Origin of the sequence: Microbacterium panaciterrae (genome assembly GCF_039541635.1) — a bacterium.
GTDB classification, from domain to species: Bacteria; Actinomycetota; Actinomycetes; order Actinomycetales; family Microbacteriaceae; genus Microbacterium; species Microbacterium panaciterrae.
This window is the reverse complement of sequence record NZ_BAABGP010000018.1, coordinates 236664-262404: the sequence shown is the minus strand read 5'-3', so window position 1 is coordinate 262404 and position 25741 is coordinate 236664. Positions and strand designations below refer to the sequence as shown.

General features: G+C 68.6%; 21 protein-coding genes. 13 read left to right on the top strand and 8 right to left on the bottom strand.

Annotation, left to right across the window (positions count from 1 at the left end; genetic code table 11):
* Window positions 1–191: 191 nt before the first annotated feature.
* The 7 genes from ABD882_RS13855 to ABD882_RS13825 all read left to right on the top strand — a co-directional run bounded on the left by ABD882_RS13855 (window position 192) and on the right by ABD882_RS13825 (window position 7940).
* Window positions 192–1493, top strand: coding sequence for an ABC transporter substrate-binding protein (locus tag ABD882_RS13855; RefSeq protein WP_345187887.1), 1302 nt, complete (start codon window positions 192–194; stop codon window positions 1491–1493).
* Window positions 1490–2452: a carbohydrate ABC transporter permease gene (locus ABD882_RS13850; protein WP_345187886.1), complete on the top strand. Its 963-nt coding sequence runs from the start codon at window positions 1490–1492 to the stop codon at window positions 2450–2452. Before ABD882_RS13855 ends, ABD882_RS13850 begins: the two co-directional genes overlap by 4 nt.
* A 9-nt stretch (window positions 2453–2461) precedes the next feature.
* Window positions 2462–3391 (top strand): carbohydrate ABC transporter permease, encoded by a 930-nt coding sequence (locus tag ABD882_RS13845; RefSeq protein WP_345187885.1) that lies wholly within the window; start codon window positions 2462–2464, stop codon window positions 3389–3391.
* 162 nt (window positions 3392–3553) lie between these two features.
* Entirely contained in the window at window positions 3554–4261 is a 708-nt protein-coding gene (locus ABD882_RS13840; protein WP_345188016.1) for a GntR family transcriptional regulator, read from the top strand.
* Window positions 4258–5784, top strand: a complete 1527-nt coding sequence (locus ABD882_RS13835; protein ID WP_345187883.1) for an MmgE/PrpD family protein — start codon at window positions 4258–4260, stop codon at window positions 5782–5784. The genes ABD882_RS13840 and ABD882_RS13835 overlap by 4 nt, the downstream gene beginning before the upstream one ends.
* On the top strand, window positions 5784–6692 hold the full coding sequence (prpB, locus tag ABD882_RS13830) for a methylisocitrate lyase (RefSeq protein ID WP_345187881.1): 909 nt from the start codon (window positions 5784–5786) through the stop codon (window positions 6690–6692). The genes ABD882_RS13835 and prpB overlap by 1 nt, the downstream gene beginning before the upstream one ends.
* A gap of 114 nt (window positions 6693–6806) precedes the next feature.
* Window positions 6807–7940 (top strand): bifunctional 2-methylcitrate synthase/citrate synthase, encoded by a 1134-nt coding sequence (locus tag ABD882_RS13825; RefSeq protein ID WP_345187879.1) that lies wholly within the window; start codon window positions 6807–6809, stop codon window positions 7938–7940.
* An 88-nt stretch (window positions 7941–8028) separates the two neighbouring features.
* On the opposite strand, the gene xylB is transcribed toward ABD882_RS13825, so the two are convergent.
* From xylB to ABD882_RS13810, 3 genes are all read right to left on the bottom strand, one after another.
* Window positions 8029–9348: a xylulokinase gene (gene xylB, locus ABD882_RS13820; protein ID WP_345187878.1), complete on the bottom strand. Its 1320-nt coding sequence runs from the start codon at window positions 9346–9348 to the stop codon at window positions 8029–8031.
* A 1-nt stretch (window position 9349) separates the two neighbouring features.
* Window positions 9350–10540 (bottom strand): xylose isomerase, encoded by a 1191-nt coding sequence (xylA, locus tag ABD882_RS13815; protein ID WP_345187876.1) that lies wholly within the window; start codon window positions 10538–10540, stop codon window positions 9350–9352.
* A 91-nt stretch (window positions 10541–10631) separates the two neighbouring features.
* Window positions 10632–11630 (bottom strand): LacI family DNA-binding transcriptional regulator, encoded by a 999-nt coding sequence (locus tag ABD882_RS13810; protein ID WP_345187874.1) that lies wholly within the window; start codon window positions 11628–11630, stop codon window positions 10632–10634.
* Between the two features lie 148 nt (window positions 11631–11778).
* On the opposite strand from ABD882_RS13810, the gene ABD882_RS13805 reads away from it, so the two are divergent.
* The 6 genes from ABD882_RS13805 to ABD882_RS13780 all read left to right on the top strand — a co-directional run bounded on the left by ABD882_RS13805 (window position 11779) and on the right by ABD882_RS13780 (window position 19720).
* On the top strand, window positions 11779–13071 hold the full coding sequence (locus ABD882_RS13805) for an extracellular solute-binding protein (RefSeq protein WP_345187872.1): 1293 nt from the start codon (window positions 11779–11781) through the stop codon (window positions 13069–13071).
* 27 nt (window positions 13072–13098) lie between these two features.
* On the top strand, window positions 13099–14088 hold the full coding sequence (locus tag ABD882_RS13800) for a carbohydrate ABC transporter permease (protein WP_345188015.1): 990 nt from the start codon (window positions 13099–13101) through the stop codon (window positions 14086–14088).
* Complete coding sequence (locus ABD882_RS13795) at window positions 14085–14975, top strand: carbohydrate ABC transporter permease (protein ID WP_345187870.1); 891 nt, start codon at window positions 14085–14087, stop codon at window positions 14973–14975. Before ABD882_RS13800 ends, ABD882_RS13795 begins: the two co-directional genes overlap by 4 nt.
* A 2-nt stretch (window positions 14976–14977) precedes the next feature.
* Window positions 14978–17422: a beta-xylosidase/alpha-l-arabinosidase gene (locus ABD882_RS13790; protein WP_425563371.1), complete on the top strand. Its 2445-nt coding sequence runs from the start codon at window positions 14978–14980 to the stop codon at window positions 17420–17422.
* Window positions 17423–17459: 37 nt separating this feature from the next.
* Entirely contained in the window at window positions 17460–18620 is a 1161-nt protein-coding gene (locus tag ABD882_RS13785; RefSeq protein WP_345187869.1) for an ROK family transcriptional regulator, read from the top strand.
* 92 nt (window positions 18621–18712) lie between these two features.
* Window positions 18713–19720 (top strand): LacI family DNA-binding transcriptional regulator, encoded by a 1008-nt coding sequence (locus ABD882_RS13780; RefSeq protein ID WP_345187867.1) that lies wholly within the window; start codon window positions 18713–18715, stop codon window positions 19718–19720.
* Between the two features lie 27 nt (window positions 19721–19747).
* Here the strand turns inward: ABD882_RS13780 and arfA are convergent, their stop codons facing one another.
* The 5 genes from arfA to ABD882_RS13755 are packed head-to-tail and all read right to left on the bottom strand — an operon-like array spanning window position 19748 to window position 25709.
* A complete protein-coding gene (arfA, locus tag ABD882_RS13775; protein WP_345187865.1) occupies window positions 19748–21259 on the bottom strand; it encodes an arabinosylfuranosidase ArfA in 1512 nt (503 codons plus the stop codon).
* Window positions 21260–21290: 31 nt separating this feature from the next.
* A complete protein-coding gene (locus tag ABD882_RS13770) occupies window positions 21291–22556 on the bottom strand; it encodes a family 1 glycosylhydrolase (protein WP_345187863.1) in 1266 nt (421 codons plus the stop codon).
* A complete protein-coding gene (locus tag ABD882_RS13765; protein ID WP_345187861.1) occupies window positions 22553–23449 on the bottom strand; it encodes a carbohydrate ABC transporter permease in 897 nt (298 codons plus the stop codon). Before ABD882_RS13765 ends, ABD882_RS13770 begins: the two co-directional genes overlap by 4 nt.
* Window positions 23449–24396: a carbohydrate ABC transporter permease gene (locus ABD882_RS13760; RefSeq protein WP_345187860.1), complete on the bottom strand. Its 948-nt coding sequence runs from the start codon at window positions 24394–24396 to the stop codon at window positions 23449–23451. Before ABD882_RS13760 ends, ABD882_RS13765 begins: the two co-directional genes overlap by 1 nt.
* Before the next feature lie 53 nt (window positions 24397–24449).
* A complete protein-coding gene (locus tag ABD882_RS13755) occupies window positions 24450–25709 on the bottom strand; it encodes an ABC transporter substrate-binding protein (RefSeq protein WP_345187858.1) in 1260 nt (419 codons plus the stop codon).
* Window positions 25710–25741: the final 32 nt, after the last annotated feature.

Here is a 25741-nt window from a genome sequence, read left to right as displayed (position 1 = left end):
CCCCGGAGAGAGAGGAATAAAGACGTATTCAGTGATTCCTCTCTCCACGGAGGAGAGAATCGGGGCGCTCCTCCGCAGTCATGAGATGCATCGGAGGAATGAATTTGCGATTACTCCTTGAATGCTCCTTTCCTTCGGCGCGAGAGTCGACCAACGCAGGCGACGAAGCCTCTCAGACGGAAGGAATCCCGATGCCGAAGATCCGAAAGCTCTCAGCCCTCGTCCTGGTCAGCGCGCTCGCGCTCTCGGCCGCCGGATGCGCATCCGGTACGGGCGGTGGGTCGAGTACGGGGGGCACGCTCACCTACTGGTCGATGTGGAAGGAGGGCGAGGCACAGCAGAAGGTGCTCGCCTCCGCGATCTCCGACTTCACCATGCAGACCGGCATCAAGGTCACCGTGCAGTGGCAGGGCCGTGACAGCGTGAAGAAGGTCGTCCCGACGCTCAACACCAAGAACGTCCCCGACCTCATCGACAGCGCGTTCGCCAAGCTCGCCCCCGTCCTCGCGACGACCGGCCAGGCCAAGGAGCTGACCGCGGCGTACGGCAGCGACGTCGACGGCAAGAAGGTCTCCGACTTGATCCCCGAGGCCTACCTGGCCGACGCCGACATCACCCGCAAGGGTGACAAGGCGCCATGGATGCTTCCGTACACGCTCACCAGCGACGCCTTCTGGTTCAACGCCGCGGCGCACCCCGAGCTCGTCTCGGCGCCGCCGAAGGACTGGAAGGACTTCATCGCCGAGCTCGACACGCTCAAGGCCGCGAACGAGGCCCCGCTGGCGATCGACGGGGATGTGTCCGGCTACAACGCCTACTGGTACACGTCCGCGCTTGTGCACATCGCGGGTCCGGGTGCGATGAAGAAGATCGCCGAGGACAAGACCGGCAAGGCGTGGGAGGGATCCGACGCCGTCGAGGCTGCGAAGATGGTGCAGCAGCTCGTGGAGGGCGGCTACTTCATCTCCGGCTACAACGCGAGCAAGTGGCCGGCGCAGCAGCAGTCCTGGGCCGACAACAAGGCCGCACTGCTGTACAACGGCACCTGGATCCCCACCGAGACGGCCTCGTACGCGGCGAGCGGCTTCCAGTACTCGTCGTTCCCGTTCCCGACGGTCAACGGCGGCAAGCAGGTCGCGCGCGCCGACTTCATCGGATTCGCCGTGCCGGCGAAGGCGAAGAACGCCGAGAACGCGCAGAAATTCGCCTCGTTCTTCCTGAAGAAGAAGTACCAGGATGCGCTCGGCACGGATGCGAAGATCCTCCCCATCCGCGCGGACGCGACGATCAGCCCCGAGGTCGCGTCGGTCAAGAAGGCGCTGGACTCGGCCGACGGCTTCTACGTGCAGAACGACGGGATCACCTTCCCCGGGTACGCCGAGAAGCTGCTCTACCCGACCATCGATCAGCTCGTGCAGGGCAAGCTGTCCGCGGCCGACTTCATCGCCGCGATGAAGTCGGGGCAGGCCGACTACTGGAAGCAGAACTCGTGACCCAGACGGCAGTCATGCCCGGCGTCTCCGCCGGCCGGGGTGCACGTCGTGCATCCCGCGCCGGCGGCAACGCCATCGACAACGCGCGCAAGAGGCTCTTCGTCCCCTTCGTGGGTCCGGCCCTGCTGTTCTACTCGGTGCTGTTCGTCGGTCCCTCGGTCTACGCGATCTGGATCAGCTTTCACAAATGGGCGGGCGCCGGCGCGATGGAGTTCGTCGGCTTCGGCAACTACGTGAAGCTGTTCGGAGACAAGCTGTTCCTGCAGTCCTTCGGCAACACGCTGGTGCTGCTGTTCGTCGTCGGCATCGCCGTGTTCGCGGTCTCGTTCGGCCTCACCCTGGTGCTGCGCGACATGGTCGGCCGCAAGATCGCCCGCTCCGTGATCTTCTTCCCGCATCTCGTGAACGCCATGATCTTCGGCGTGCTCGCGGGCTTCGTGCTGAACCCGGGCGGGCTCGTGAACACGCTGCTGGGGTGGGCCGGCGTGACCGACCCGCCGGCCTGGCTCGCCACGGAGAACCTGTTCCCGTTGATCATGGTGATGCTCACCTGGATCACCACCGGCTACTACACGACCATCCTGATGGCCGGCGTCGACCGGATCCCGCCCTACTACTACGAGGACTGCGCCCTCGCCGGTGCGAACGCGTTCCAGCGACTGCGCTACGTCATTCTGCCGCTGACCTGGGACGTGTTCGGCACCTGCGCGGTGCTGTGGACGATCTCCTCGGTGAAGATCTTCGAGATCATCTGGATCTTCGGCGGCTCCACCGGCCAGGGGATCCCGCCCACGCGCACCTGGAGCACGGCCGTCTACACGTATGTGACCGCCTTCTCCGGGGAGTCCATCCCGGCGTACGGCATGGCCAGCGCCAGTGCGATCCTGTCGCTCGCCCTGGTGTCCGTGCTCGTCGTCCTGCTGCGCCGCGTGATGAAGCGCGACACGATCGAGATCTAGGAGTCTCTGATGACCACTGCTCCGCTGCTCCGGGAGGAGACCAGCACGCGCGCCGTCGTGACCGGCCGATACGACGGGCCGCGCCGCCGCCGGCGCGCCGCGATCGGCCGCGAGCGCAGCGTGCTGCGCGGGATCGGGCTGTTGCTGCTGTGGGCCTTCGTCGCCCTGAACATCGCCTGGATGGTCTGGATGGTGATCCAGGCGTTCCGTGACACCCGTTCGATCCTGAGCGACCCGTGGGGCCTGCCCACGTCACTCGACCCCGTGAACTTCGTCACGGCCTGGACGGCGGGCGACTTCGCCACCGCGACGCTCAACAGCGTCAGCACCACGCTGATCTCGTCCTTCGTGACGGTGGCGATCGCGGCGCCGGCCGCCTACTACCTCGGCCGGGTGGAGAACCGTTTCACGAACGCGCTCACGATGTACTTCGTGCTCGGGTTGGGGATCCCGGTGCAGGTGATCCTGATCCCGCTGTTCGTGATGCTCAACGAGGTGTACCTCACAGACAGCCTGATCGGTCTCAACATCGTCTACGTCGGCGTCTCGATGCCGTTCACCGTGTTCCTGCTCATCGCCTTCTTCCGCTCCCTCCCTCAGGAGCTCGAGGAGGCCGCCGCGCTGGACGGAACTTCCGCCTTCGGGACGTTCTGGCGGATCACGCTGCCGCTCGCGAAGGGCGGCATCCTGACCGCGTTCGTGCTGCAGGTCATCTCGCATTGGAACGAGACGCTGCTGGCGCTCACGCTGTTGCAGTCGACCGACAAGTACACCCTGCCGGTCGCGCTCATCTCCTTCATCCAGCAGCAGACCTACTCCGGCGCCGACTGGGGCGGGCTGTTCGCCGGCTTGTGCATCGTGGTGCTTCCCATGCTCGTGATCTACCTGTGGCTGGGCCGACGCCTCACGGAGGGTCTCACGCTCGGCATGGGCAAGTGACGGGGCGTCCCGCGGTCCTGCGCCGGACGCAGCCGGAGCGCTGACGAGGAGTGCCGCATCCTCCGACCTTCAATGTATACGAAATAGGAGAACATTCCGAGACTTTCGCCGATCGATCGGGTTTGTGTATACACTGATTGCATGACCATCGTCTCGGAGGGCATGCGCGCGGGGGAGTTCGCGTATCGCGCGCTGCTCGAGGAGATCCAGTCCGGATCCCTCGCCGCGGGCACCGTGCTGGCCGAAGTCGAGCAGGCGGAGCGGCTCGGAGTGAGCCGCACGCCGCTGCGCGAGGCGCTGCGCCGGCTCGCCGCCGACGGCCTCGTCGAACAGGCCTCGCCACGGGTCACCGTCGTGGCCGGGATCGACGCCGGCGACATCCGCGATCTGTTCGCACTGCGCCGGGCGCTCGAGGAGACGACGGCGCGCGCCGCGGCGACGTCCGCCGACCGCACCGGGTTCGCGGCCTTCGCTGAGCGTTTCGCCGAGGCCGCCGAGGCCCTGGACGACGACGAGGGGCGCTCGCGCTACTACGCGCTCATCGCCCGCTTCGACGAGGCGCTGGACGCCGCTGTCGGCAACGACTACCTCACCGCGGCGCTGCGCACGGTGCGCACCCACCTCGTGCGGGTGCGACGGATGGCGCGCGACAAGCCCGCGCGCCTGGTCGCGAGCGCCGGGGAGCACCGACTCATCGCCGAGGCCATCGGATCCGGCGACGGCGACCTGGCCGCGCACGCCACCCACGTCCACCTGCACAACGCGCTCGCGAGCATCCTGGACTCGCTCGCGGCAGCGGATCCGGAAGCCCCGGACGACACCCGCACGACCCCTGGTATGCCCCCGTTCGGAAAGAAGGCCCGCGCATGACCGTCACCCATCACCTCCGCGTGCACCGCAGCGACGAGCAGCTCCCGCGCGAGGGGCAGCTCGCCTGGCGGATCGCCGAGATCGCCGCGGATGAGGTCGAGGTCGACGCCGACGTCGTCGACATGATCATCAACCGCATGATCGACAACGCCGCGGTCGCCGCCGCCTCGCTCACCCGCGCTCCCGTCAGCGCCGCTCGTCAGCAGGCGCTCGACCACCCCGTCTCGGTGAACGGATCCGGATCCACCGTGTTCGGCTGCGCGCTCGAGCGCCGCACCAGCCCCGAGTGGGCGGCGTGGGCGAACGGCGTGGCCGTGCGCGAGCTGGACTACCACGACACGTTCCTCGCCGCGGAGTACTCGCACCCGGGCGACAACATCCCGCCGATCCTGGCCGTGGCGCAGCACGTCGGCGCCGACGGCCACGCGCTCGTGCGCGGCATCGCGACGGGCTACGAGATCCAGGTCGACCTGGTGAAGGCGATCAGCCTGCACGCGCACAAGATCGACCACGTCGCCCATCTCGGCCCGTCTGCGGCGGCCGGCATCGGCACGCTGCTCGGTCTCGACGTCCCCACGATCTACCAGGCCGTCGGGCAGGCCCTGCACACCACCACCGCGACGCGGCAGAGCCGCAAGGGCGAGATCTCCACGTGGAAGGCGCACGCGCCGGCGTTCGCCGGGAAGATGGCGGTCGAGGCCGTCGACCGGGCGATGCGCCGGGAGACCTCGCCGAGCCCGATCTACGAGGGCGAGGACGGGGTCATCGCCTGGATGCTGGACGGCCCCGACGCCTCCTACGAGGTGCCGCTGCCCGTGACCGGCGAATCGAAGCGCGCGATCCTCGACACGTACACGAAGGAGCACTCGGCGGAGTACCAGGCGCAGGCCTGGATCGATCTCGCCCGCAAGCTGCACAACGAGCGGCCGGAGCTCACGGATCCCGCGAATGTGGAGTCGATCGTGATCCACACCAGCCACCACACCCATTACGTGATCGGTTCCGGCGCGAACGACCCGCAGAAGTACGATCCGCACGCGTCCCGCGAGACGCTGGACCACTCGATCCCGTACATCTTCGCGGTCGCGCTGCAGGACGGCGCCTGGCACCATGTCGACTCCTACGCGCCCGAACGCGCGCAGCGCGAGGACACCGTGGCGCTCTGGCACAAGATCACGACGGCCGAGGATCCGGAGTGGACGCGTCGCTACCACTCCATCGACCCGGCCGAGAAGGCGTTCGGCGGGCGCGTCGAGATCCGCCTCACGAACGGCGAGACCGTGACCGACGAGATCGCCGTGGCTGATGCGCACCCGCTCGGCGCCCGGCCGTTCGCGCGTGCCGACTACATCCGCAAGTTCCGGATCCTCGCGGAGCCCGTGCTCGAGGCCGCGGAGATCGAGCGCTTCCTCGCCCTCGTGCAGCGCCTCCCCGAGCTCACGGCCGACGAGGTCGCCGAGCTGTCGATCGTGGCCGGTCCCGGTGTGCTCGCCACCGCCCCCGCCCCGAGGGGGCTGTTCTGATGCTGTACGCCACCACGCCGGCCACCGAGAAGCGGCGGATCCTGCGCGAGCGGCTCGCGGCGGGGGAGCTGCTGCGCTTCCCCGGGGCGTTCAATCCGCTCTCCGCCCGGCTCATCGAGCGGAAGGGCTTCGACGGGGTCTACATCTCGGGCGCCGTGCTCTCGGCCGACCTGGGCCTGCCCGACATCGGCCTGACCACGCTCACCGAGGTGGCGGGGCGCGGGCAGCAGATCGCCCGGATGACCGAGTTGCCCGCGATCATCGACGCCGACACCGGCTTCGGCGAGCCGATGAACGTGGCCCGCACGATCCAGACGCTCGAGGACGCGGGGCTCGCCGGCACCCACATCGAGGACCAGATCAACCCCAAGCGCTGCGGGCACCTCGACGGCAAGGCCGTGGTCGACGCGTCCACCGCGACCCAGCGGATCCGCGCGGCGGTCGACGCCCGCCGGGATCCGAACTTCCTGATCATGGCGCGCACCGACATCCGCGCCGTGGAGGGCATGGACGCCGCCGTCGACCGGGCCAAGGCGCTCGTCGACGCCGGCGCGGACGCGGTCTTCCCCGAAGCGATGCGCACGCTCGCCGAGTTCGAGCGGATGGCCGCAGAGCTCGACGTGCCGATCCTGGCGAACATGACCGAGTTCGGCAAGAGCGAGCTGTTCACGACTTCGCAGCTGAAGGACGCCGGGGTGAGCATCGTGATCTGGCCGGTCTCGATGCTGCGGATCGCGATGGGCGCGACCGGGCGTGCGCTCGATACGCTGAACGCCGAGGGGAGTCTCACCTCGAAGCTCGGCGAGATGCAGCACCGGGCCGACCTGTACGACCTCATCGACTACGAGGGCTACAACCACTTCGACACGAACGTCTTCAACTTCACCATCGACACCACCGGTCGTTGAGCAAGCGGAGCGAGACGAAACGCGATGATCTCGCAGGGCGACCCCGTTTCGTCTCGGTCTCGCTTCGCTCGTCCTCGCTCAACGACCCCAAATGAATTGCGAAGGAGCACCACGATGAGCGACCCCGACATCAGGAAGGGCCTCGCGGGCGTCGTCGTCGACACGACGGCGATCTCGAAGGTCAACCCCGACACGAACAGCCTGCTCTACCGCGGCTACCCCGTCCAGGAGCTCGCGGCGACCCAGCCGTTCGAGGCCGTCGCGTATCTGCTCTGGAACGGCGAGCTGCCCACCGCGGACCAGCTCGCGGCGCTGCGTGCGACCGAGCGGCAGCACCGCGCACTCGCCGCGAACGTGAAGACGGCGATCGATCTGGTGCCGCTCGACGCGCACCCGATGGACGAGATCCGCACCGCGGCGAGCCTGCTCGGCGCCTCGGACGCGACCGGATCCGGATCCGTGCTCGACGCGAGCGGGACACCGGAGCAGAACCTGGAGCGCAGCATCCGGCTGTTCGCCGCGCTGCCGGCGATCGTGGCCTACGGGCAGCGCCGCCGCCGCGGGGAGGACATCGTCGCCCCGCGCGACGACCTGGACTACTCCGCGAACTTCCTCTGGATGACCTTCGGCACCGAGCCGGATCCGGTCGTCGTCGACGCGTTCAACCGCTCGATGATCCTGTACGCGGAGCACTCCTTCAACGCCTCCACCTTCACGGCGCGAGTGATCACGTCGACGCTCAGCGACCTCTACTCCGCCGTCGTCGGTGCGATCGGCGCGCTGAAGGGGCCGCTGCACGGCGGCGCGAACGAGGCCGTGCTGCACATCTTCGACGAGATCGGCGAGGCGGCCAACGTGAACGCGTGGCTCGACACCGCCCTCGCCGAAAAGCGCAAGATCATGGGGTTCGGGCACCGCGTGTACAAGCACGGCGACTCGCGCGTGCCGACGATGAAGGCCGCTCTGGACTCGCTCGTCGAGCACTACGACCGGCCCGAGGTGCTGGCGCTGTACACCCGGCTCTCCGACGAGTTCGTGGCGCGTAAGGGCATCTACCCGAACCTCGACTACCCCTCCGGCCCGGCCTACAACCTGATCGGATTCGACACGCTCACCTTCACGCCGCTGTTCGTGGCGTCGCGGGTCACGGGCTGGACCGCGCACATCATGGAGCAGGCCGCCTCGAACGCCCTGATCCGCCCGCTCTCCGCCTACGACGGCGTCCCTGAGCGGCACATCGCCGTCTGACCGATCCCGGGTGCCGGCCAGGATCCGGATCCTGGTGCCAGATCCTCTCCCGCGGACCGCTCACCTGAACAGAGGATGCGGGCCCGCCTCAGTCCCGGGGCGCTCGCCATTCCGGGAGAGACCGCGTCAGCGCCCAGGCGGCCTGGCGGGCGGCGCCGCGGGCGACGTATTCGTCCGGTGCCGGCACGTCGACCGGGAGGCCGAGGATCTCCGGGGCGATCCGGCGCACCGCCTCCGACTGCGCGCCGCCGCCGATGAGCAGGGCGCGATCCAGGGGGATCCCGAGCGCCCGCAGCGCGTCGAGTCCGGCGCCCAGGCCGCGCAGCATGCCCTCGACCGCCGCGCGAGCGAGGTGCGGGCGCGTCGTGGAGGCGAGAGTCATGCCCGTCAGCGATGCGGTCGCATCGGGCAGGTTCGGGGTGCGCTCTCCCTCGAAGTAGGGCAGCAGGGTGAGCCCGTCCGCCCCGGAAGGAGCATGCAGGGCGAGGTCGCTCAACTCGTCGTGCGTGACCCCGAGCAGGGCGGCCGTGACATCGAGTACGCGCGCGGCGTTCAACGTCGCCACCAGCGGCAGGTACTGCCCGGTCGCATCGGCGAAGCCCGCCACCGTGCCCGTCTCATCGAAGACGGCCGAGCGGCTGATCGCGCACACCGTGCCCGAGGTCCCGATCGACACCACGACCTCGCCCGGGGTGGCGCCGAGGCCCAGGGCCGCAGCGGCATTGTCTCCGGCACCCGGCGCGACACGACGCCCGGCCGGATCCGCGACCGCCTCGGTCGGGCCGAGCACCCGCGGCAGGATCGCGTCGTGGCCGAGGGCGGCGAGGAGCAGCTCGCGGTCGTACTTTCCCGTCGCCGGATTCCAGTAGCCGGTCCCGGAGGCGTCCGAGCGGTCGGTCACGAGCTCCTCGAGCGCCGGATCCTCCGGGCCGAAGCCGCGCAGCCGCCATGTCAGCCAGTCGTGCGGGAGCGCGACGGCGGCGACCCGGGCCGCGTTCTCCGGCTCCGCATCGCGCAGCCAGCGCAGCTTGGTGATCGTGAACGAGGCCACGGGCACGAGCCCGGTGCGTGCCGCCAGCGCGGAGGCGCCGAACTCGCCGATCAGGTCGGTCGCGGCGGCGGCCGAGCGGGTGTCGTTCCACAGCAGGGCGTCGCGGATCACGGATCCGGATCCGTCCAGCGCCACCATGCCGTGCTGCTGCCCGCCGATCGACCACGCCGCGACGTCGTCCATCCCTCCGGCCGCGGCGATCGCCGCGTTCAGCGCGCGCCACCAGGCCTCGGGATCGACCGCGGTGCCCTCCGGATGCGCCGCGCGCCCGCTGCGCACGACGGATCCGGATTCCGCATCGACGATGAGGACCTTGCACGACTGCGTGGACGAGTCCACGCCCATCACCAGGGTCATCTCAGCGGGCGCCCAGGAGGTGCTCGGTGGCGAGCTGCTGCAGGCGCACGAAGCCGAAGCCCTTGCCGCCGAAGTACGGGGAGGGATCGAAGTCCTCGTACGCCGAGCGATCGGCGAGGAGGTCGTCGTAGCTCTCGCCCGGGTTCAGCGTGGGGGCGGACAGCTCGTCCACGCGGGCGGCGGCCAGGGCCTCCTGCACCTCGGGGTCGGCGCGGAACGCGGCGGCGCGCTCCTTCAGCAGCAGGTAGGTGCGCATGTTCGCGGCCGCGGAGTCCCACACGCCGGTCTCGTCCTCGGTGCGGCTGGGCTTGTAGTCGAAGTGGCGCGGACCGTCGTAGGCCGGAACGCCTCCCGGGCCGCCGTTCTCGAGCAGGTCGACGAGGGCGAACGCGTTGTGCAGGTCGCCGTGTCCGAAGACGAGGTCCTGGTCGTACTTGATGCCGCGCTGCCCGTTCAGGTCGATGTGGAACAGCTTGCCGTGGAACAGCGCCTGGGCGATGCCGGCGGCGAAGTTCAGGCCCGCCATCTGCTCGTGCCCGACCTCGGGGTTCACGCCGACGAGCTCGGGGCGCTCGAGCGAGTCGATGAAGGCGATCGCGTGGCCGAGGGTGGGCAGCAGGATGTCGCCGCGCGGCTCGTTGGGCTTCGGCTCGATCGCGAAGCGGATGTCGTAGCCCTTGTCGGTCACATAGTCGCCGAGCAGGTTCACGGCCTCCCTGTAGCGCTCGAGGGCGGAGCGGATGTCCTTCGCGGAGTCGTATTCGGCGCCTTCGCGCCCGCCCCACATCACGAACGTCTTCGCGCCGAGCTCGGCGCCGAGGTCGAGCTGGCGGAGCACCTTGCGCAGGGCGAAGCGGCGCACATCGCGGTCGTTCGAGGTGAAGCCGCCGTCCTTGAAGATCGGCGCGCTGAACAGGTTGGTGGTGACCATCGGCACGATCAGCCCGGTGTCGGCCAGGGCGCCCTTGAGGCGGTCGATCTGGGTCTGGCGCTCGGCGTCGGTGGATCCGAACGCGAACAGGTCGTCGTCGTGGAAGGTGAGCCCGTAGGCGCCGAGCTCGGCGAGCTTCTCGACCGCATGCACGACATCGAGCGGCGGACGGGTCGGGCCGCCGAACGGGTCGGCGCCGTTGTAGCCGACGGTCCACAGGCCGAACGAGAACTTGTCCTCGCGGGTGGGGGTGAGTGACATGGGAACCGCCTTCAGCGACCTCGGTGAAATGTTGTAGCGGCAAACATATCAGCGAGATCGAGTCGCCGCAACGTCCCGGCGCGATGCGATGTCAGCGTCGAGGGGGAGTCGTGGAGGCGCGCACGATGAGCTCGGCGGGCATGCGCACGTGCTCCAGCGGTCCGCCCTCGAGCATCGCCAGCAGCAGGCGCACGGCTTCGGCGCCCATCGCGGCGAGCGGCTGGCGCACCGTCGTGAGCTGGGGCACGTGCGCGGCGGCCTCGGGAACGTCGTCGAAGCCCACGACGGACAGGTCCTCGGGGATCCGCAGGCCCCGCTCGGTCGCGACGCGGATCATCTCGATGCCGGAGAGGTCGTTCGCGGCGAACACCGCCGTCGGCGGCACGGCCAGGTCGAGCAGTGCGTGCGCGCCAGCGGTCGAGGTGGCCGCCCGATAGCCGCCGTCGACGACGAGTGCGGGGTCGAATGCGATGCCGGCGGCCTCGAGGGCGCGGCGGTACCCCTCCTCGCGCTGATGCGCGGACTCGAGGTCGGTCCGTCCGCGCAGGTGCGCGATCCGGCGGTGCCCCAATGCGATCAGGTGCGTGGTCACGGCGAGGGCACCCTCCGCGTTGCGGACGCTGACGGACGCCGGACCGTCCGGGCCTGCGTGAGGGTCGATCGCGACGAGCGGCACGGTGGCCTCCGCGGGTGTCGTCGTCGGCGTGACCAGGATCGCGCCGTCGATGAGCGTGCCGCCCAGGCGGGACAGCGAGCGACGCTCCCAGCCGAGATGCTCGCCGGCGGACACGCTCCCGGCATAGGCCAGCACGTCGAAGCGGGTGCCCTGGAGTGCTGCGGACACGCCCTGCAGCAGCTGCACGGCGAACGGCTCGAACTCGGCCACGAGCACGCCGATGACGTCCGTCCTGCGCCGCCGCATGGACGTCGCGACCAGAGAGCTCTCGTATCCGAGCTGCGCGACCACCTCCTGCACGTGCTCGAGCGTCGAGGGGGAGACTCCGTCGCGGCCATTGATCGCCTTCGAGACGGTGGCGACCGAGACGCCGGCGGCCCGAGCGACATCGTGGATCGTGAGGCGACGGTTCATTGCTCCAATCTAGCGAGCGAAAACGTTATCGATATCGGTTGACATGCGCACTTCCGAGATGTCAGGGTGGGCCGACAGCAGATTCGCTGTAGTCGGCAACAAATCGACCGGCTCGGTGCTGACACTCGACGATGAGGAGAAACACAGCATGAAGATCCGCAAGGTGCTGACCGCCGCCGTGACGTTCGCAGCCGTGGGAGCAGTCGCCCTCACCGGTTGCTCCGCAGGCTCCGGTGGTGGCGACAGCGGCGGCAAGCAGACGCTGACCGTATGGCAGAACTCGACCACGGGCGACGGCAAGAAGTTCTGGACCGACGCGGCCGAAGCGTTCCACAAGGCCAACCCCGACGTGACGATCAAGGTCACCTCGATCCAGAACGAGGACATGGACGGCAAGCTGCAGACCGCCGTCAACTCGGGTGACATGCCCGACATCTTCATGGCCCGCGGCGGCAGCAAGCTCGCCGACGTCGTGGCCGCCGGCAAGGTCAAGGACCTGATGGACAAGATCGACCCCGACGTCAAGAAGGCGATCGGCGACGCGGCCTTCAGCGCCTTCACGGTCGACGGCAAGATCTACGGCGTCCCCACCGCGGTGCTGCCGGGCGGCATCTTCTACAGCAAGGACCTGTTCGCCAAGGCCGGCATCACCGAGACCCCGAAGACCCTGGACGACCTCGAGGCCGACATCACCAAGCTCAAGGCGGCCGGCATCGCCCCGATCGCCCTGGGGGCGAAGGACGCCTGGCCGGCCGCGCACTGGTACTACTTCTTCGCGGTGCGCGCCTGCGGCAAGGACCTCATCACCAACCTCGCCACGAAGAAGGACTTCAAGGACGGCTGCTGGCTGACCGCGGCGAACAACCTGCAGAAGTTCGCGCAGGTCGAGCCCTTCAACGAGGGCTTCCTCACCACGTCGGCGCAGCAGGGCGCCAACTCGTCGGCCGGCCTGGTCGCCAACCACAAGGCGGCGATGGAACTCATGGGCGCCTGGGATCCGGGCGTGATCGCCAGCCTGACCCCGGACCAGAAGCCGCTGGCGGATCTGGACTGGTTCCCGTTCCCCGAGGTCTCCGGTGGCAAGGGCGAGCCGGGCGCGATGATGGGCGGCGTCGACGGCTACTCCTGCTCCGAGAAGTCTCCCTCCTCCTGCGAGAAGTTCCTCAACTTCGTCTCGTCCAAGGAATGGCAGGAGAAGTACGCCGTGGCCTTCCAGACCATCCCGGCCAGCCAGGACGCCAAGGGCGCGGTCGACAACGCGTCGCTGAAGCCCCTCATGGAGTCGTATGGCACGGCGCCCTACGTGGCGCTCTGGCTCGACACCGCGCTGGGACAGAACGTCGGCAACGCGCTGAACACCGGAGTGGTCGAGATGCTCGCGGGGCAGGGCGATCCGAAGACCCTCCTCCAGAAGATCACCGATGCCGCGGCACGGGGCTGAGCAAGAGCGATGACTGGCACCCCGGTGATGGCCGAGGCCGTGCCTGAGAGCGACCGTCGCACCGGGACCGGGATCTCCCCGGCTCCGGTGCGGCGGGCCCGCGCCGACTGGCGCAAGCGCGGCGAGATCGCGCTGCTCTCCGGACCCGCCCTGTTGATGTTCGTCGGATTCGTCATCCTCCCCGTGGCGATGGCATCCGTCTACGGCTTCTTCAAGTGGAACGGGTTCGGCTGGCCGTCGCAGTTCGTCGGCCTCGACAACTACGTCCACATGTGGCAGGACCACACGTTCCGCGACGCGGTCGTGCACAACTTCGCGATCGTCGTGCTCTCGCTCGTGCTGCAGGGCCCGATCGCGATCCTGTTCGCCCTGCTGCTGAACCAGAAGTTCCGCGGGCGGTCGCTGATCCGCGTGCTGATCTTCGTGCCGTACGTCATCTCCGAGGTCATCGTGGGCACGGGGTGGAACCTGATGATGCAGGACGCCGGCGCCGTGAACTCGCTGCTCGGAAAGCTGGGACTCGGGTTCCTGCAGCACTCCTGGCTCGCGGATCCGAAGCTCGCTCTGTGGACGCTGATGCTCATCATCACCTGGAAGTACATCGGCTTCGCGGTCATCCTCATGCTCGCCGGGATGCAGTCCATCCCGGAGGAGCTCTTCGAGGCCGCGGCGATCGACGGCGCCGGGTTCTGGAAGATCCAGTGGAACATCACCGTGCCGCTGCTCGGGCCGACGATCCGGATCTGGGCGTTCCTGTCCATCATCGGCGCGCTGCAGCTCTTCGACCTGGTCAACATCATCTGGGGGCAGTACATCTCCGCGACCGCGGGCACCTCGACGATGGCGACCTACATGTACCAGAACGGGCATCTCGCCGGCAGCTACGGCTTCGGAAACGCGGTCGCCGTGATGCTCTTCCTGATCACCCTCGTCGTCGCCCTGATCTACCAGCGGTTCGTGCTGCGGCGCGACACCGACGGCGCGCTGACGGGCGACAGCGGAAAGGGACGCAGATGACCACCGACACCCTCCGCACCACCGCGGTGGTCCAGCCGCGCTCTCGCAGGGGTGCACGTCGCTCGCCGAAGGCCCCGTGGGGAAGCCCTGGACTGTACCTGATCGCGATCGTGCTCGTGACGATCTGCATCACTCCGGTGCTCTACATCATCATCGGGGGCTTCCGCACGAACTCGCAGATCACGAATGATCCGTCCGGCTTCCCGGATCCCTGGCGCTTCACGAACTACTCCGAGGTGCTCGCCGGATCGGAGTTCTGGACCGCGCTCGTGAACTCGACGATCGTCGCGATCGGAACGACGGTCGGCGCCGTGCTGCTCGGCGTGATGGCCGCGTACGTGCTCGCCCGATACGAGTTCACCGCCAAGCCGGTCATGTACGCGTTGTTCGCGGCGGGACTCATGTTCCCGGTCACCGTCGCGATCACCCCGCTGTACCTCCTGATCCGCAACCTGGGCCTCGTGAACAGCCTGGCCGGCATCATCGTGCCGCAGATCGCGTTCGCCCTGCCCGGCACCATCGTCATCCTCGTGCCGTTCCTGAAGGCGATCCCCAAGGAGCTCGAGGAGGCGGCGGCGATCGACGGCGCCTCCCGCCTCGGCTTCTTCTGGCGGATGGTGATCCCGCTCAGCCTCCCGGGCGTCATCACGGTGGGGATCCTCGCGTTCGTCGGATCGTGGAACGGCTACATGCTGCCGCTGTTCATCCTCAACGACCCGAATCTGTTCACGCTGCCGCTCGGCGTGCAGAACTTCTCCTCGCAGTACTCGGTCGACACCGCGCGCGTGCTCGCCTACACCTCGCTGTCGATGCTGCCCGCGCTCATCTTCTTCAGCCTCTTCGAACGCCGCATCGTCGGCGGCCTGACCGGCGCGGTGAAGGGCTGAGCATGACTTCGGACACGACCATGGAGACCGTCGCCGCGCCCGAGGATATCCCGGCGTTCCCGATCGCCTCCGAGCGCGTCGGTGCGCTGCTGGCGCAGATGACCCTCGAGGAGAAGGCCGCGCAGCTCGTCGGGTACTGGCTCGATCAAGGCGGCGAGGTCGTCGCGCCCCTGCAGAACGAGATGGCGGACGCCGGTCGCCATGACACGCTGGCCGGGATCACTCGCCACGGCATCGGCCATTACACCCGCGTGTACGGCACCCGGCCGGTCGAGCCCGTCGAGCGCGCGGCCTGGCTGTGGGCGGAGCAGCGGCGGCTCACGCGCGAGACGCGTCTGGGCATCCCCGCTCTCGTGCACGAGGAGTGCCTGACCGGGCTGGCCGCGTGGAAGGCCGCGACGTTCCCGACCCCGTTGGCCTGGGGCGCCTCGTTCGACCCGGAGCTCGTGGCGGAGATGGGTGCGCTCATCGGGGAGTCGATGCGGCTGCTCGGCATCCACCAGGGTCTCGCCCCCGTGCTCGACGTGGTGCGCGATCCTCGCTGGGGACGCGTCGACGAATGCATCGGCGAGGATCCGTACCTGGTCGGCACCGTGGGCACCGCCTACGTCCGAGGGCTGCAGTCCGCCGGGGTGCACGCCACCCTGAAGCACTTCCTCGGCTACTCCGGATCGCGCGCCGGCCGCAACCACGCGCCCGTCTCCGCGGGACCGCGCGAGGTCGCCGACGTGTTCCTGCCGCCGTTCGAGATGGCGATCCGGGACGGCGGCGTGCGCAGCGTCATGAACAGCTACGCCGAGATCGACGGCGTGCCCGTCGCCTCGGATCCGGAGCTGCTGACCGGCGTGCTCCGGGAGCGGCTCGGCTTCGACGGCGTCGTGGTGGCCGACTACTTCGCGATCGCCTTCCTCGAGGTGATGCACGCCGTCGCCGCCGATCGGGGCGAAGCCGCCGAGCTCGCGCTGCGGGCGGGCATCGACGTGGAGCTGCCCTCGGGCGACGCCTACCTGGAGCCGCTGATCGAACGGGTGCGCAGCGGCGCGCTCGAGGAGGCGTACCTGGATCGCGCGGTGATCCGGGTGCTCACCCAGAAGGAGCAGCTCGGTCTGCTCGATCCGGGCGCCTTCGAGGACGGGCCGCCGGCCACCGTCGATTTGGACACGCCCCGGCACCGCGACGTCGCGCGGCGGCTGGCCGCGGAATCCCTCGTGCTGCTGTCGAACGACGGCGTGCTGCCGGTGGCGCCGACCGCGCGGCACATCGCGCTCATCGGTCCCAACGCCGATCGCTCGGACGCGCTGCAGGGCTGTTACTCCTTCGCGAACCACGTGCTCGCCCACCACCCCGACCACGAGCTCGGCATCGAGATCCCCACGGTGCGGGAGGCCCTGACCGCCGCCGTCCCCGGGGCCGAGATCGTGTACGTGCGCGGATCCGAGGTCTCCGGCGGCGACCGTTCCGACTTTGCCGAGGCCGAGCGCGCCGCCACGGACGCCGAGATCGCCATCGTCGTGGTCGGCGACCAGGCGGGTCTCTTCGGGCGGGGCACGGTCGGCGAAGGCAACGACGTGGAGTCGCTGGACCTTCCCGGCGTCCAGCGCGAACTCGTCGAACGCGTCGTCGCGACCGGCACTCCCGTGGTCATGGTCGTGCTCTCGGGCCGGCCCTACGCGATCGAGTGGGCGCTCGACGGCAGCGCGCCGTGCCCGGCCGCGGTGCTGCAGGCCTTCTTCCCGGGTGAGGAGGGCGGCGCGGCGATCGCGGATGTGCTCACGGGCGCGGCGTCGCCCTCGGGACGACTGCCGCTCAGTCTCCCGCGGTCCTCGGGTGCGCAGCCGTACAGCTACCTGCACCCGATCCTCGGCGGTCCGTCGGAGGTGACCACAGCGGATCCGACCCCGCTGCGGCCGTTCGGATTCGGGCTGTCGTACACGTCGTTCGCATACGAGGAGTTCTCCGTCTCCGCCGAGGCGCGGACGAACGGATCCTTCACGGCGACCGTGACGGTCGCCAACACCGGCGCACGACGCGGAGCCGAGATCGTGCAGCTGTACGGCCGCGACGTCGCCGCGAGCGTCACCCGTCCGGTGGCGCAGCTGCTGGGCTACGCGCGTGTCGAGCTCGATCCGGGTGAGCGCCGAACGGTGCGCTTCGACGTGCCCGCCGCGCGATTCGCGTTCAGCGATCGTCGCCTGCGGCGCGTCGTCGAACCCGGGGAGGTACGCGTGTGGGTGGGCGCCCACGCCGAGGCGGCCGCTCCGGTGCCCGAACTCGCGGAGGTCACCGGAGGTGCGATCTCGAATGAGCGCGCCCGCGCCCCGCGGATGCTGCCCGGCGCGGCCACGACGGCGCTCCCGGTGCAGCTCACGGGTGAGGTGCACCAGGTCGGTGCGGCCGATGCCCGCCAGGTGACGGTGTCGGCGCAGGCGGACCACGGCGATCGGTAGCCTGGAGTCCCACCGCGTGCAGGAAGCGAGACGCCGCATGAACGAACGCGCCACGACCGTCGAGGGGGTGCGGCGCACCAACCTCGCCGAGGTGCTGCGCCTCGTGCACCACTCGGGTCCGCGCTCCCGGGCCGTCATCACGGGGGAGACCGGGCTGAACCGCTCGACCGTCTCGGACCTGGTCGGACGGCTGGTGCAGGCCGGACTGGTCGAGGAGCACGAGCCCGATCCCACGCGCCGCGTGGGACGCCCGTCGCCGGTGGTCGCGCCGAGTCCCGGCGTGGTCGCCATCGGCGTCAATCCGGAGATCGACGCGGTCGAGATCGGGGCGGTCGCGCTGGGCGGATCCGTACGCGAACGAGTGCGGGTCCCCGTCGAACAGCCCGATGTCGCGACCGTCGTCGAGATCGTCGCCGGAGTCGTTGCGGGCTGGCGCGGCGGCGCGCTGGCGGGGTGCCGAATCGAGGGCATCGGAGTCGCGGTGCCCGGCCTGGTGCGCGCGTCGGACGGCGTGGTGCGATTCGCCCCGCATCTCCAGTGGCGGGACGCCGACATCGCGGGGCCGCTCGTCACGGCGCTGGGCATCGACGTGGTGGTGGGCAACGATGCCTCGCTCGGCGCTCGCGCAGAGCGGCTGTTCGGCGCTGCCCGGGAGCATGAGGACGTCGTGTACCTGAACGGCGGCGCCAGCGGCATCGGCGGCGGGCTGATCCTGCACGGCCAGCTCATCGGCGGCGTCGGCGGCTACGCGGGGGAGTGGGGGCAGACCGCCGCGAGCGTGGCGGATGCCGCAGACCGGCGGGCGGACGGGGGCGTGCTCGAAGACGAGGTGAACCGCGCGCGGCTCGTGCAGGCGGCCGGCCTGGTCGCACCGGACGATACCGAACTGCGCGCCGCTGTCGCGGAGTCCCCGTCGGAAGCGCTGACCGCCGAAACTGCACGGCAGCGCCGCATCCTGACCGCGACCCTCGGCAACGCCGTGAACGTGCTGAATCCGGCGATGATCGTGCTGGGCGGGTTCCTCGCGATCCTGCGGGACCTCGATCCGCAGGCCTTCGACGGCGAGGTGCGCCGACGCGCGCTCGCCGCGTCGGCCGAAGGGCTGGAGATCTCCGCGGCCGCGCTCGGCGCGGACCGCCTGCTGATCGGCGCGGCCGACGCCGCCTTCGAGCGTCTGCTGGCTGATCCGCTGAGCTGAGCCCGCGCATCGCGGATGCCATCCGGTGGGGTGCTCAGACGAGGGTCCGATGCTCTGCAACGTTGTAGAGTCGTTCGGAAAGGGAGGTGCACATGGCAGCGACGCTGCACGACGTGGCGCGGGTCGCCGGTGTCTCCATCAAGACGGTGTCGAACGTCATCAACGGCTATCCGCATATCCGTCCTGCGACCAAACAGCGCGTGGAGGACGCGATCGCGGAGCTGGGCTATACGCCGAATCTCACCGCCCGTAACCTCCGTTCCGGACGCACCGGGGCGATCGCGCTGGCCCTGCCAGATCTGAGCCTCGCGTACTTTGCCGAACTCGCCGCATCCGTGATCGCTGCGGCCGAGGCATCGGGCGTCTCTGTGCTCGTGGAGCAGACCGGCGCGGATCCGGATCGTGAACGCGAGCTCCTGCGCAGTCCTCGACTCAAGCTGACCGACGGACTCATCTTCAGCCCCCTCGGCCTGGGACAGGAGGATGCGGCAGTACTCAAGGTCCCTTTTCCGATGGTGCTTCTCGGAGAGCGCATCTTCGACGGGCCCACCGACCACGTCACCATGCGCAACGTGGAGGCTGCCCGTGCGGCGACCGCGTATCTGCTCGCCTCCGGCAGGCGCAGGATCGCCGTTGTCGGCGCGCATGAGGGGGAGATCATCGGGTCGGCGGCCCTGCGGCTCCAGGGCTATCGAGATGCGTTGAAGGAGGCAGGGATCCCCTTCGACGAGGACCTGATCGGTTACACGACCTTCTGGCACCGAGCCAATGGTGCGCTCTCGATGCGGGAGCTCCTCGCACGCGACGTGGAGTTCGACGCGGTGTTCGGACTCAACGACACGCTCGCGCTCGGGGCGATGCGCGTCCTGCAGGAAGCGGGTCGGCATGTGCCCGAGGATGTGGCGGTGATCGGATTCGATGGGTTGGACGAGGCGGAGTACTCGATCCCATCCTTGACCACCGTCGATCCCGGACGCGAGTGGATCGCGAAGACCGCGGTGCATGCCCTGCTCGAGCGCATCTCAGGTGATGTCGACGCGGGTCCGCGGCTTCTGCTGGCGGATTTCCGGATTCTCGAGAGAGAGTCCGCCCCGGCCTGAGTCGTCAGCGCGCTGTCGCAGCCCAGATCAGCCGATCAGGACCTCGGCCCAAGACACGGCCGGGAGCGTGATCCGCAGGACTGAGCCCTCACGCCTGGACGGCAGCTCGGTGAGCGAGACGCGTTCCGGGTCGTCGAGCGTGTTCGCCGCATTCGGATCGGTGTCGCTGAGCACGCGAGTGCTCACCACGAGATCGGCCGTGTCGCCGAGTTCGGCCAGATCGATCGTGAGCTCCGTGGGAGCATCGACGGCGCGATTCACGGCATAGACCGCATACCGACCCGCGTCAGCGTCAAACGTGGCCACTGCGTCGACGAGCGCGACCTCGCCGAACTTCTCGGTGACATACGTGCCGCTCGTCACGTCGACGTCGAGTGCGACACCGCGGCCATGCGCCGAGGTCGCCGCGAAGGGGAAGAAGGTCGTCTGGCGCCAGGCGGGGCCACCGGGTTCGGTCATGATCGGTGCGATCACGTTCACGAGCTGTGCGAGTGAGGCGCTCGTGACGCGGTCGGCGTGCTTGAGCAGGGTGATGAGCAGACTACCGAACACGACTGCATCAGCGACGGTGTACACATCCTCGAGCAGGCGCGGGGCGATCGGCCAGTTGTCCACGCCGGCGATACGGTCGACCTGCTCGAACCGGGTGTTGTACCAGATGTTCCATTCATCGAACGAGATGTTGATGCTCTTGTCGCTGCCGCGCACGGCCTTCACGTGATCGGCGGTGGCGACGACGCTGCGGATGAAGTGATCCATGTCCACGCCCGCAGCGAGGAAGCTTCCCAGGTCGCCGGTGTTCTCGTAGTACGCGTGGCACGAGATATAGTCCACGTCGTCGTAGGCATGAGTGAGCGTGACCCGCTCCCACTCGCCGAACGTGGGCATCGCCGAACTGGACGATCCGCAGACCACCAGTTCGAGATCGGGATCCACCATCTTCATGGCCTGGGCGGTCTTCGCGGCGAGCGCCCCATAGGCGTCGGCAGTGCTGTGGCCGACCTGCCAAGGGCCATCCATCTCGTTGCCGAGACACCACATCCGCACCCCGAACGGCTCCGCGCGGCCATTGGCGATGCGCTGCTCGGCCAGAGCCGTGCCGCTGCGGTGATTGGCGTATTCGAGGAGTTCGAGGGCTTCAGTAGTACCACGCGTGCCCAGATTGACCGCGAGCATCAGCTCGCTGCCCACCTTGTCGAGCCAGTCCTGGAACTCGTGCAAGCCGATCTCGTTCGTCTCGGTGGAGTGCCAGGCCAGATCGAGGCGGTGCGGGCGCTCGGCACGCGGGCCGACCGAGTCCTCCCACTTGAAACCGGAGACGAAGTTGCCACCGGGGTAGCGGATGGCGGAGACGCCGAGCTCCTTGACCAGCTCGATCACATCCGTGCGGAATCCGTCGGCGTCGGCGCTCGGGTGACCGGGCTCATAGATGCCGTCATAGACGGCACGGCCCAGGTGCTCCAGGAAGGATCCGTAGAGGCGGCGGTCGATGGTGCCGACCACGGCAGAGGGGCGGAGGGAGAGGCTTGCCTTGTTCATTCGTGCTTCCGTTTGCGGGGTGAGAGGGGTGTCAGAGCGAGGCCGCGTCGGCGGCGAGCCGTCGAAATCTGTCTGCGACCGGATTAGGCACCCGCAGGAGCCCGTCGGGCGACTCGACCAGGTCGTGCAGGCCCATGGTCAGCAGGTGGTCTGCGCGGGGTGCGTCGGTGTGGCGCCAGGTCCACTCGTACATGTCGAAGAGAGGCCACCAGACGTAGCCGACGATGTCGGATCCCTCGGCCCGCATGCGCGCGACGAGGGTGAGGGAGTCATCGAGCCAGGCGATGCGCTCCGCGACGGATCCGGTCACGCAGGTCTCGGTGACCATCACCGGGACCCGGTAACGGCGTGCGAAGGTCTCCAGCGCCTCGCGGAGCCCGTCGACGCCACGGTCGACACTGGGGCGGGGATCCGCGAAGCCGCCGCCGTGATGCACCCCCGCCTCGAACTGTTCCGTCGAGTGGCGCGGGTAGTAGTTGACGCCCATGACATCGGGCTGCACCGCGTGTGCGCGGAACCAATCCAGCTCGTCATCCGTCACGGCCGGGAACAGCCGATCCCGGAGGGGATGATCGCGATCCACGCGTCCGGTCACCAGATCCTCTACGAGGTGCACCTGCTGGCGCAGGCGCTCCGCTTCGGCGCGGTGCTCAGGGGCGGCGTCGTCACCGACGAAGCTCATCGCGGCGTCGACGTGCACGAACGTCGCCCGATCACCGACGACCTCGGCGATCGCCCGCTGGCTGCGCACGAAGCCGCGCGCGAGGTTCGCGGCGATCAGGGCGAAACCCTCCGCACCGCGCAGATACGGCGGCCAATAGGCGTACTCGCCGCAGAACAGGGCGTGGATCACCGGCTCGTTGACCGGCGTGTAGTCGAGGACACGGTCGCCGTAGCGTTCGGCGAACCGCCGCGCGTACTCCTCGACGTGGCGCGGGTACTCGGGATTCGCGAACTGGCCGTCGAGCCAGAGCGGTGTCCCGTAGTGCAAGAGGTCGACGATCGGGCGCAGCCCCTGGGCGAGCAGCGCGTCGATCGCGCGATCCGTCCACTCCCAGTCCCAGACGCCCTCGGCCGGTGTCACCCGGTACCAGGGCACGCCCCAGCGCAGCACGGTCGCGCCGACGCTTGCCGCGAGAGCGAAATCCTCGGCGAAGCGGTCGTAGTGCTCGGTGAGCTCGTACTCGTCGATCGCGCGCTCGCCGGAGCGGCTCTGCGGGACGAACGTGTCCTCGATGCCGAGGCCCAGGTGCAGGCGTCCGTCCTCGAACCAGCGTCGTGGGCGCGTCATCTTCATTTGAGTCCTGTCGTCGCGACGCTCTCGATGAAGCGTCTCTGCATGATGAGGAACATCACGGCCAAGGGGAGGACCGCGATCAACGCGCCGGCCATCATGGTGCCGTAGGGGATGATCCCGCTCGGGCCGGTCAGCAGCGTGAGCCCTGAGGTGATCGTTCCCATCTCGGGCGAGGTCGTGAACACGAGCGGCCAGAGCAGGTCGTTCCAGTTGTTCACGAACGTGAAGATCGCAAGCGTCAGCATCGCAGGCACCGCGTTGGGGAGCACGATGCTGCGGAAGATCCGGAACTCCCCGCCGCCGTCGATCCGTGCCGCGTTGTCGAGGTCGCGGGGCAGGGAGATGAAGAACTGGCGCAGGAAGAAGATCCCGAACGCGTCGGCAGCGCGCGGGATGATGAGCCCGGCGAAGGTGTTCACCCAGCCCAACTGGGCGACCAGCTGGTAGACGGGGATGAGTGTCGCCTGGAACGGAATCATCAGGCTCGCCACGATCACGATGAGCAGTACCCGGTTGCCGCGGAAGTCGAGCCGGGCCAAGGCATACGCGGCGAGAGAGTCGAAGACGAGCGCGAACAGCGTCACCCCGCCTGCGAACAGCATGCTGTTCAGGAACAGGCGGCCGAACGGCAGATCGTGGAAGATGCGAGTGAAGTTGTCGAGCGTCCATGTGCCCGGGAGCAGCGTCGGGGGGTAGGCGTTGATCTCAGCAGCCGGCTTGAACGCCGTGAACAGGATGATCAGCACAGGCAGCAGCACGAGCGCCGCCAGTACCAGCACTGCCGTGAACAGCAGCCAGCGCTCCGCGGAGCGGCCGACGCGGCGCCGGCGAGCGGCCGTACCCTGTCGCGATCCGGGCGCGGCGTGGGAAGAGGATGCGGTGAGCGCGGTCATCAGAGGGTGTCCTTCTCTCGCCGTCCGAAGAAGCGGAACTGCACGAGGCTGAGGATCAGGGTGGCAGCCAGCAGCACGTACGAGAGCGCGGTCGCCCCGCCGAGGTCCAGCTTCTTGAAGCCCTCCTGATAGATCTCCATGACGACCGTCTGCGTCGAACGGTAGGGGCCCCCGCCAGTCATCACGTAGATCTGGTCGAAGGCCTGAAGCGCCGCGATCATCGCGAATGTGACGACGAATGCGAGCGTGTTGCTGAGCTGGGGGAGGGTGACATTCGTGAAGCGGCGCCAGGCGCCCGCGCCGTCGATCTTGGCCGCCTCATACAGCGACTCCGGGATCTCCTGCAGACCGGCGATGAAGATCACCATGTAGAAGCCGAAGCTCTTCCAGATCGCGACGAGCACGACGGTCGGCATCGCGAGAGCGGGGTCCTGCAAGACATTGCCGAGTTGAATGCCCATGGAGCGCAACCAGTAGTTGAGCAGGCCGACCTGCGGGTCCAAGAGGTATGTCCACGCGAATGCCGCGACGGCGAGGGAGACGATGAACGGCAGGAAGAAGGCGGTGCGGAAGAAGCCGCGGCCGAGAAGTCGTCTATTGCCCAGCAGCAATGCGAGCAGGAGTGCCGCGAGCAGCGCCGCCGGCGTGAACAGCACGGTGTACACGGCGGTGTTGCCGAGCGTCGCCAGGATGCGCGGATCTGTGAAGATCCGCACATAGTTCTCGAGGCCGACCCACTCCTCGATGCCGAAGCCGCTCGCGTTCGTGAAGGACAGCCGCAGGGCCGACAGCATCGGCCAGCCGACGAACGCGATGAGCACGACCAGCGCGGGCAGCAGAAACAGGAGCGCGATCGGGCTGCGCCGGGTCGCGCGCGGGCGGCCGCCGAGCGGCGCCGGGGGACGATACGGGCGCTTGCGCGCGAGAGAGGGGGTGGAAGAGGTCATGATCGCCTTCGTGGGCCGGGCGGCCGCCGCTGAGGGCGGCCGCCCGGGATGGGTCATTTGCCGAGAGACTGCGCCACCTGCGCGGAGGCGGTCTTGAGCAGAGCAGCGGGGTCACCGCCGGTCAACGACTTCTGGGTCGCTTCGTCGACGGCCGCGAGCACATCGGTGCTGTTGGCGACCCCGGGCAGGAGCGGGCGAGCGGTACCGGCGAGCTCGGTGAGCGACGCGACGACCGGGTTCGAGGAGACCGCCGACGCCGGGATGTCGGTGCGCAGCGGAGGCCATCCGGATCCGAGCGACCATTTCGTCGCGACTTCGTTGGTGAAGAAGTAGGAGAAGAACTTCTCCGCGGCCGCCTTCTTCGCCGCGTCCGCCTGCGCCGTCACTGCAGCGGAGATGCCGATCGCCGACACGGCGTTCGCCTTGGGGCCCGCGGGGACCCCGGCGATGCCGTAGTCGATCTTGTTCTCGGTGGCGACGGACGCCATCCAGGGGCCGCCGATCTCCATCGCGGCCTTGCCGGAGGAGAACAGTTTGTCGGCAGCGACGCCGTCGAGGCCGGTCGGCGAGATCTTGCCGTCCTTCACCGCCGTCGCCCAATAGGAGAGCGTCTGCGCATTCGCACTCGAGTCGAGCACGGACTTGCCGCTGTCGATGATCCCGCCGCCGTTGCCATAGAAGAGCGTCGGCCACACGCCGTTGCCGACCGTGGCGTGGTCGGGGAGAGCGAGACCATACTGCTCGGGGGTGCCATCACCGTCGGCATCGATCGTGAGTTTCTTCGCGTCGGCGACCCACTCGTCCCACGTCTTCGGGAACGAGGTGATGCCGGCCTTCTCGAACAGCGCCTTGTTGTAGATCACCGAGAGCGGCACGAAGCCCGTGGGGACTCCGTAGTACGAGCCGTCGACCTTCTCCATCTCGACGGCGCTCTTGTTGAGCGAAGCGCTCTTGATGGCATCGCTCGCGTAGAAATCGTCGAGTTTCGCGAAGGCGCCCTTTCCAGCGTAGACGGGGAGATTCTCGGCGGGCATGGCGACGATGTCCGGCCCGGTCTTGGCTGACAGAGCCGGGAGCAGGGTATCGCCGATGACGGCCCAGGTCTTGGTCTCGGTCTTGATCGTGATGCCCTTCTGGGACTTGTTGAAGTCCTGGACGATCTGATCGAGTACCTTGCCGTCGGCCTCGGTGTAACCGTGCCAGAACGTCAGCGTCACCGGCGCTGAGGAATCGGATCCGGCCGAGCCTGAGCAACCGGTCAGCGCCGCGGTGACGCCGGCGGCGACCACGGCCGCCGCAAGCAGTTTCTTCATTGAATGCCTCTCGTGAGTCCGATCGGCTGTGA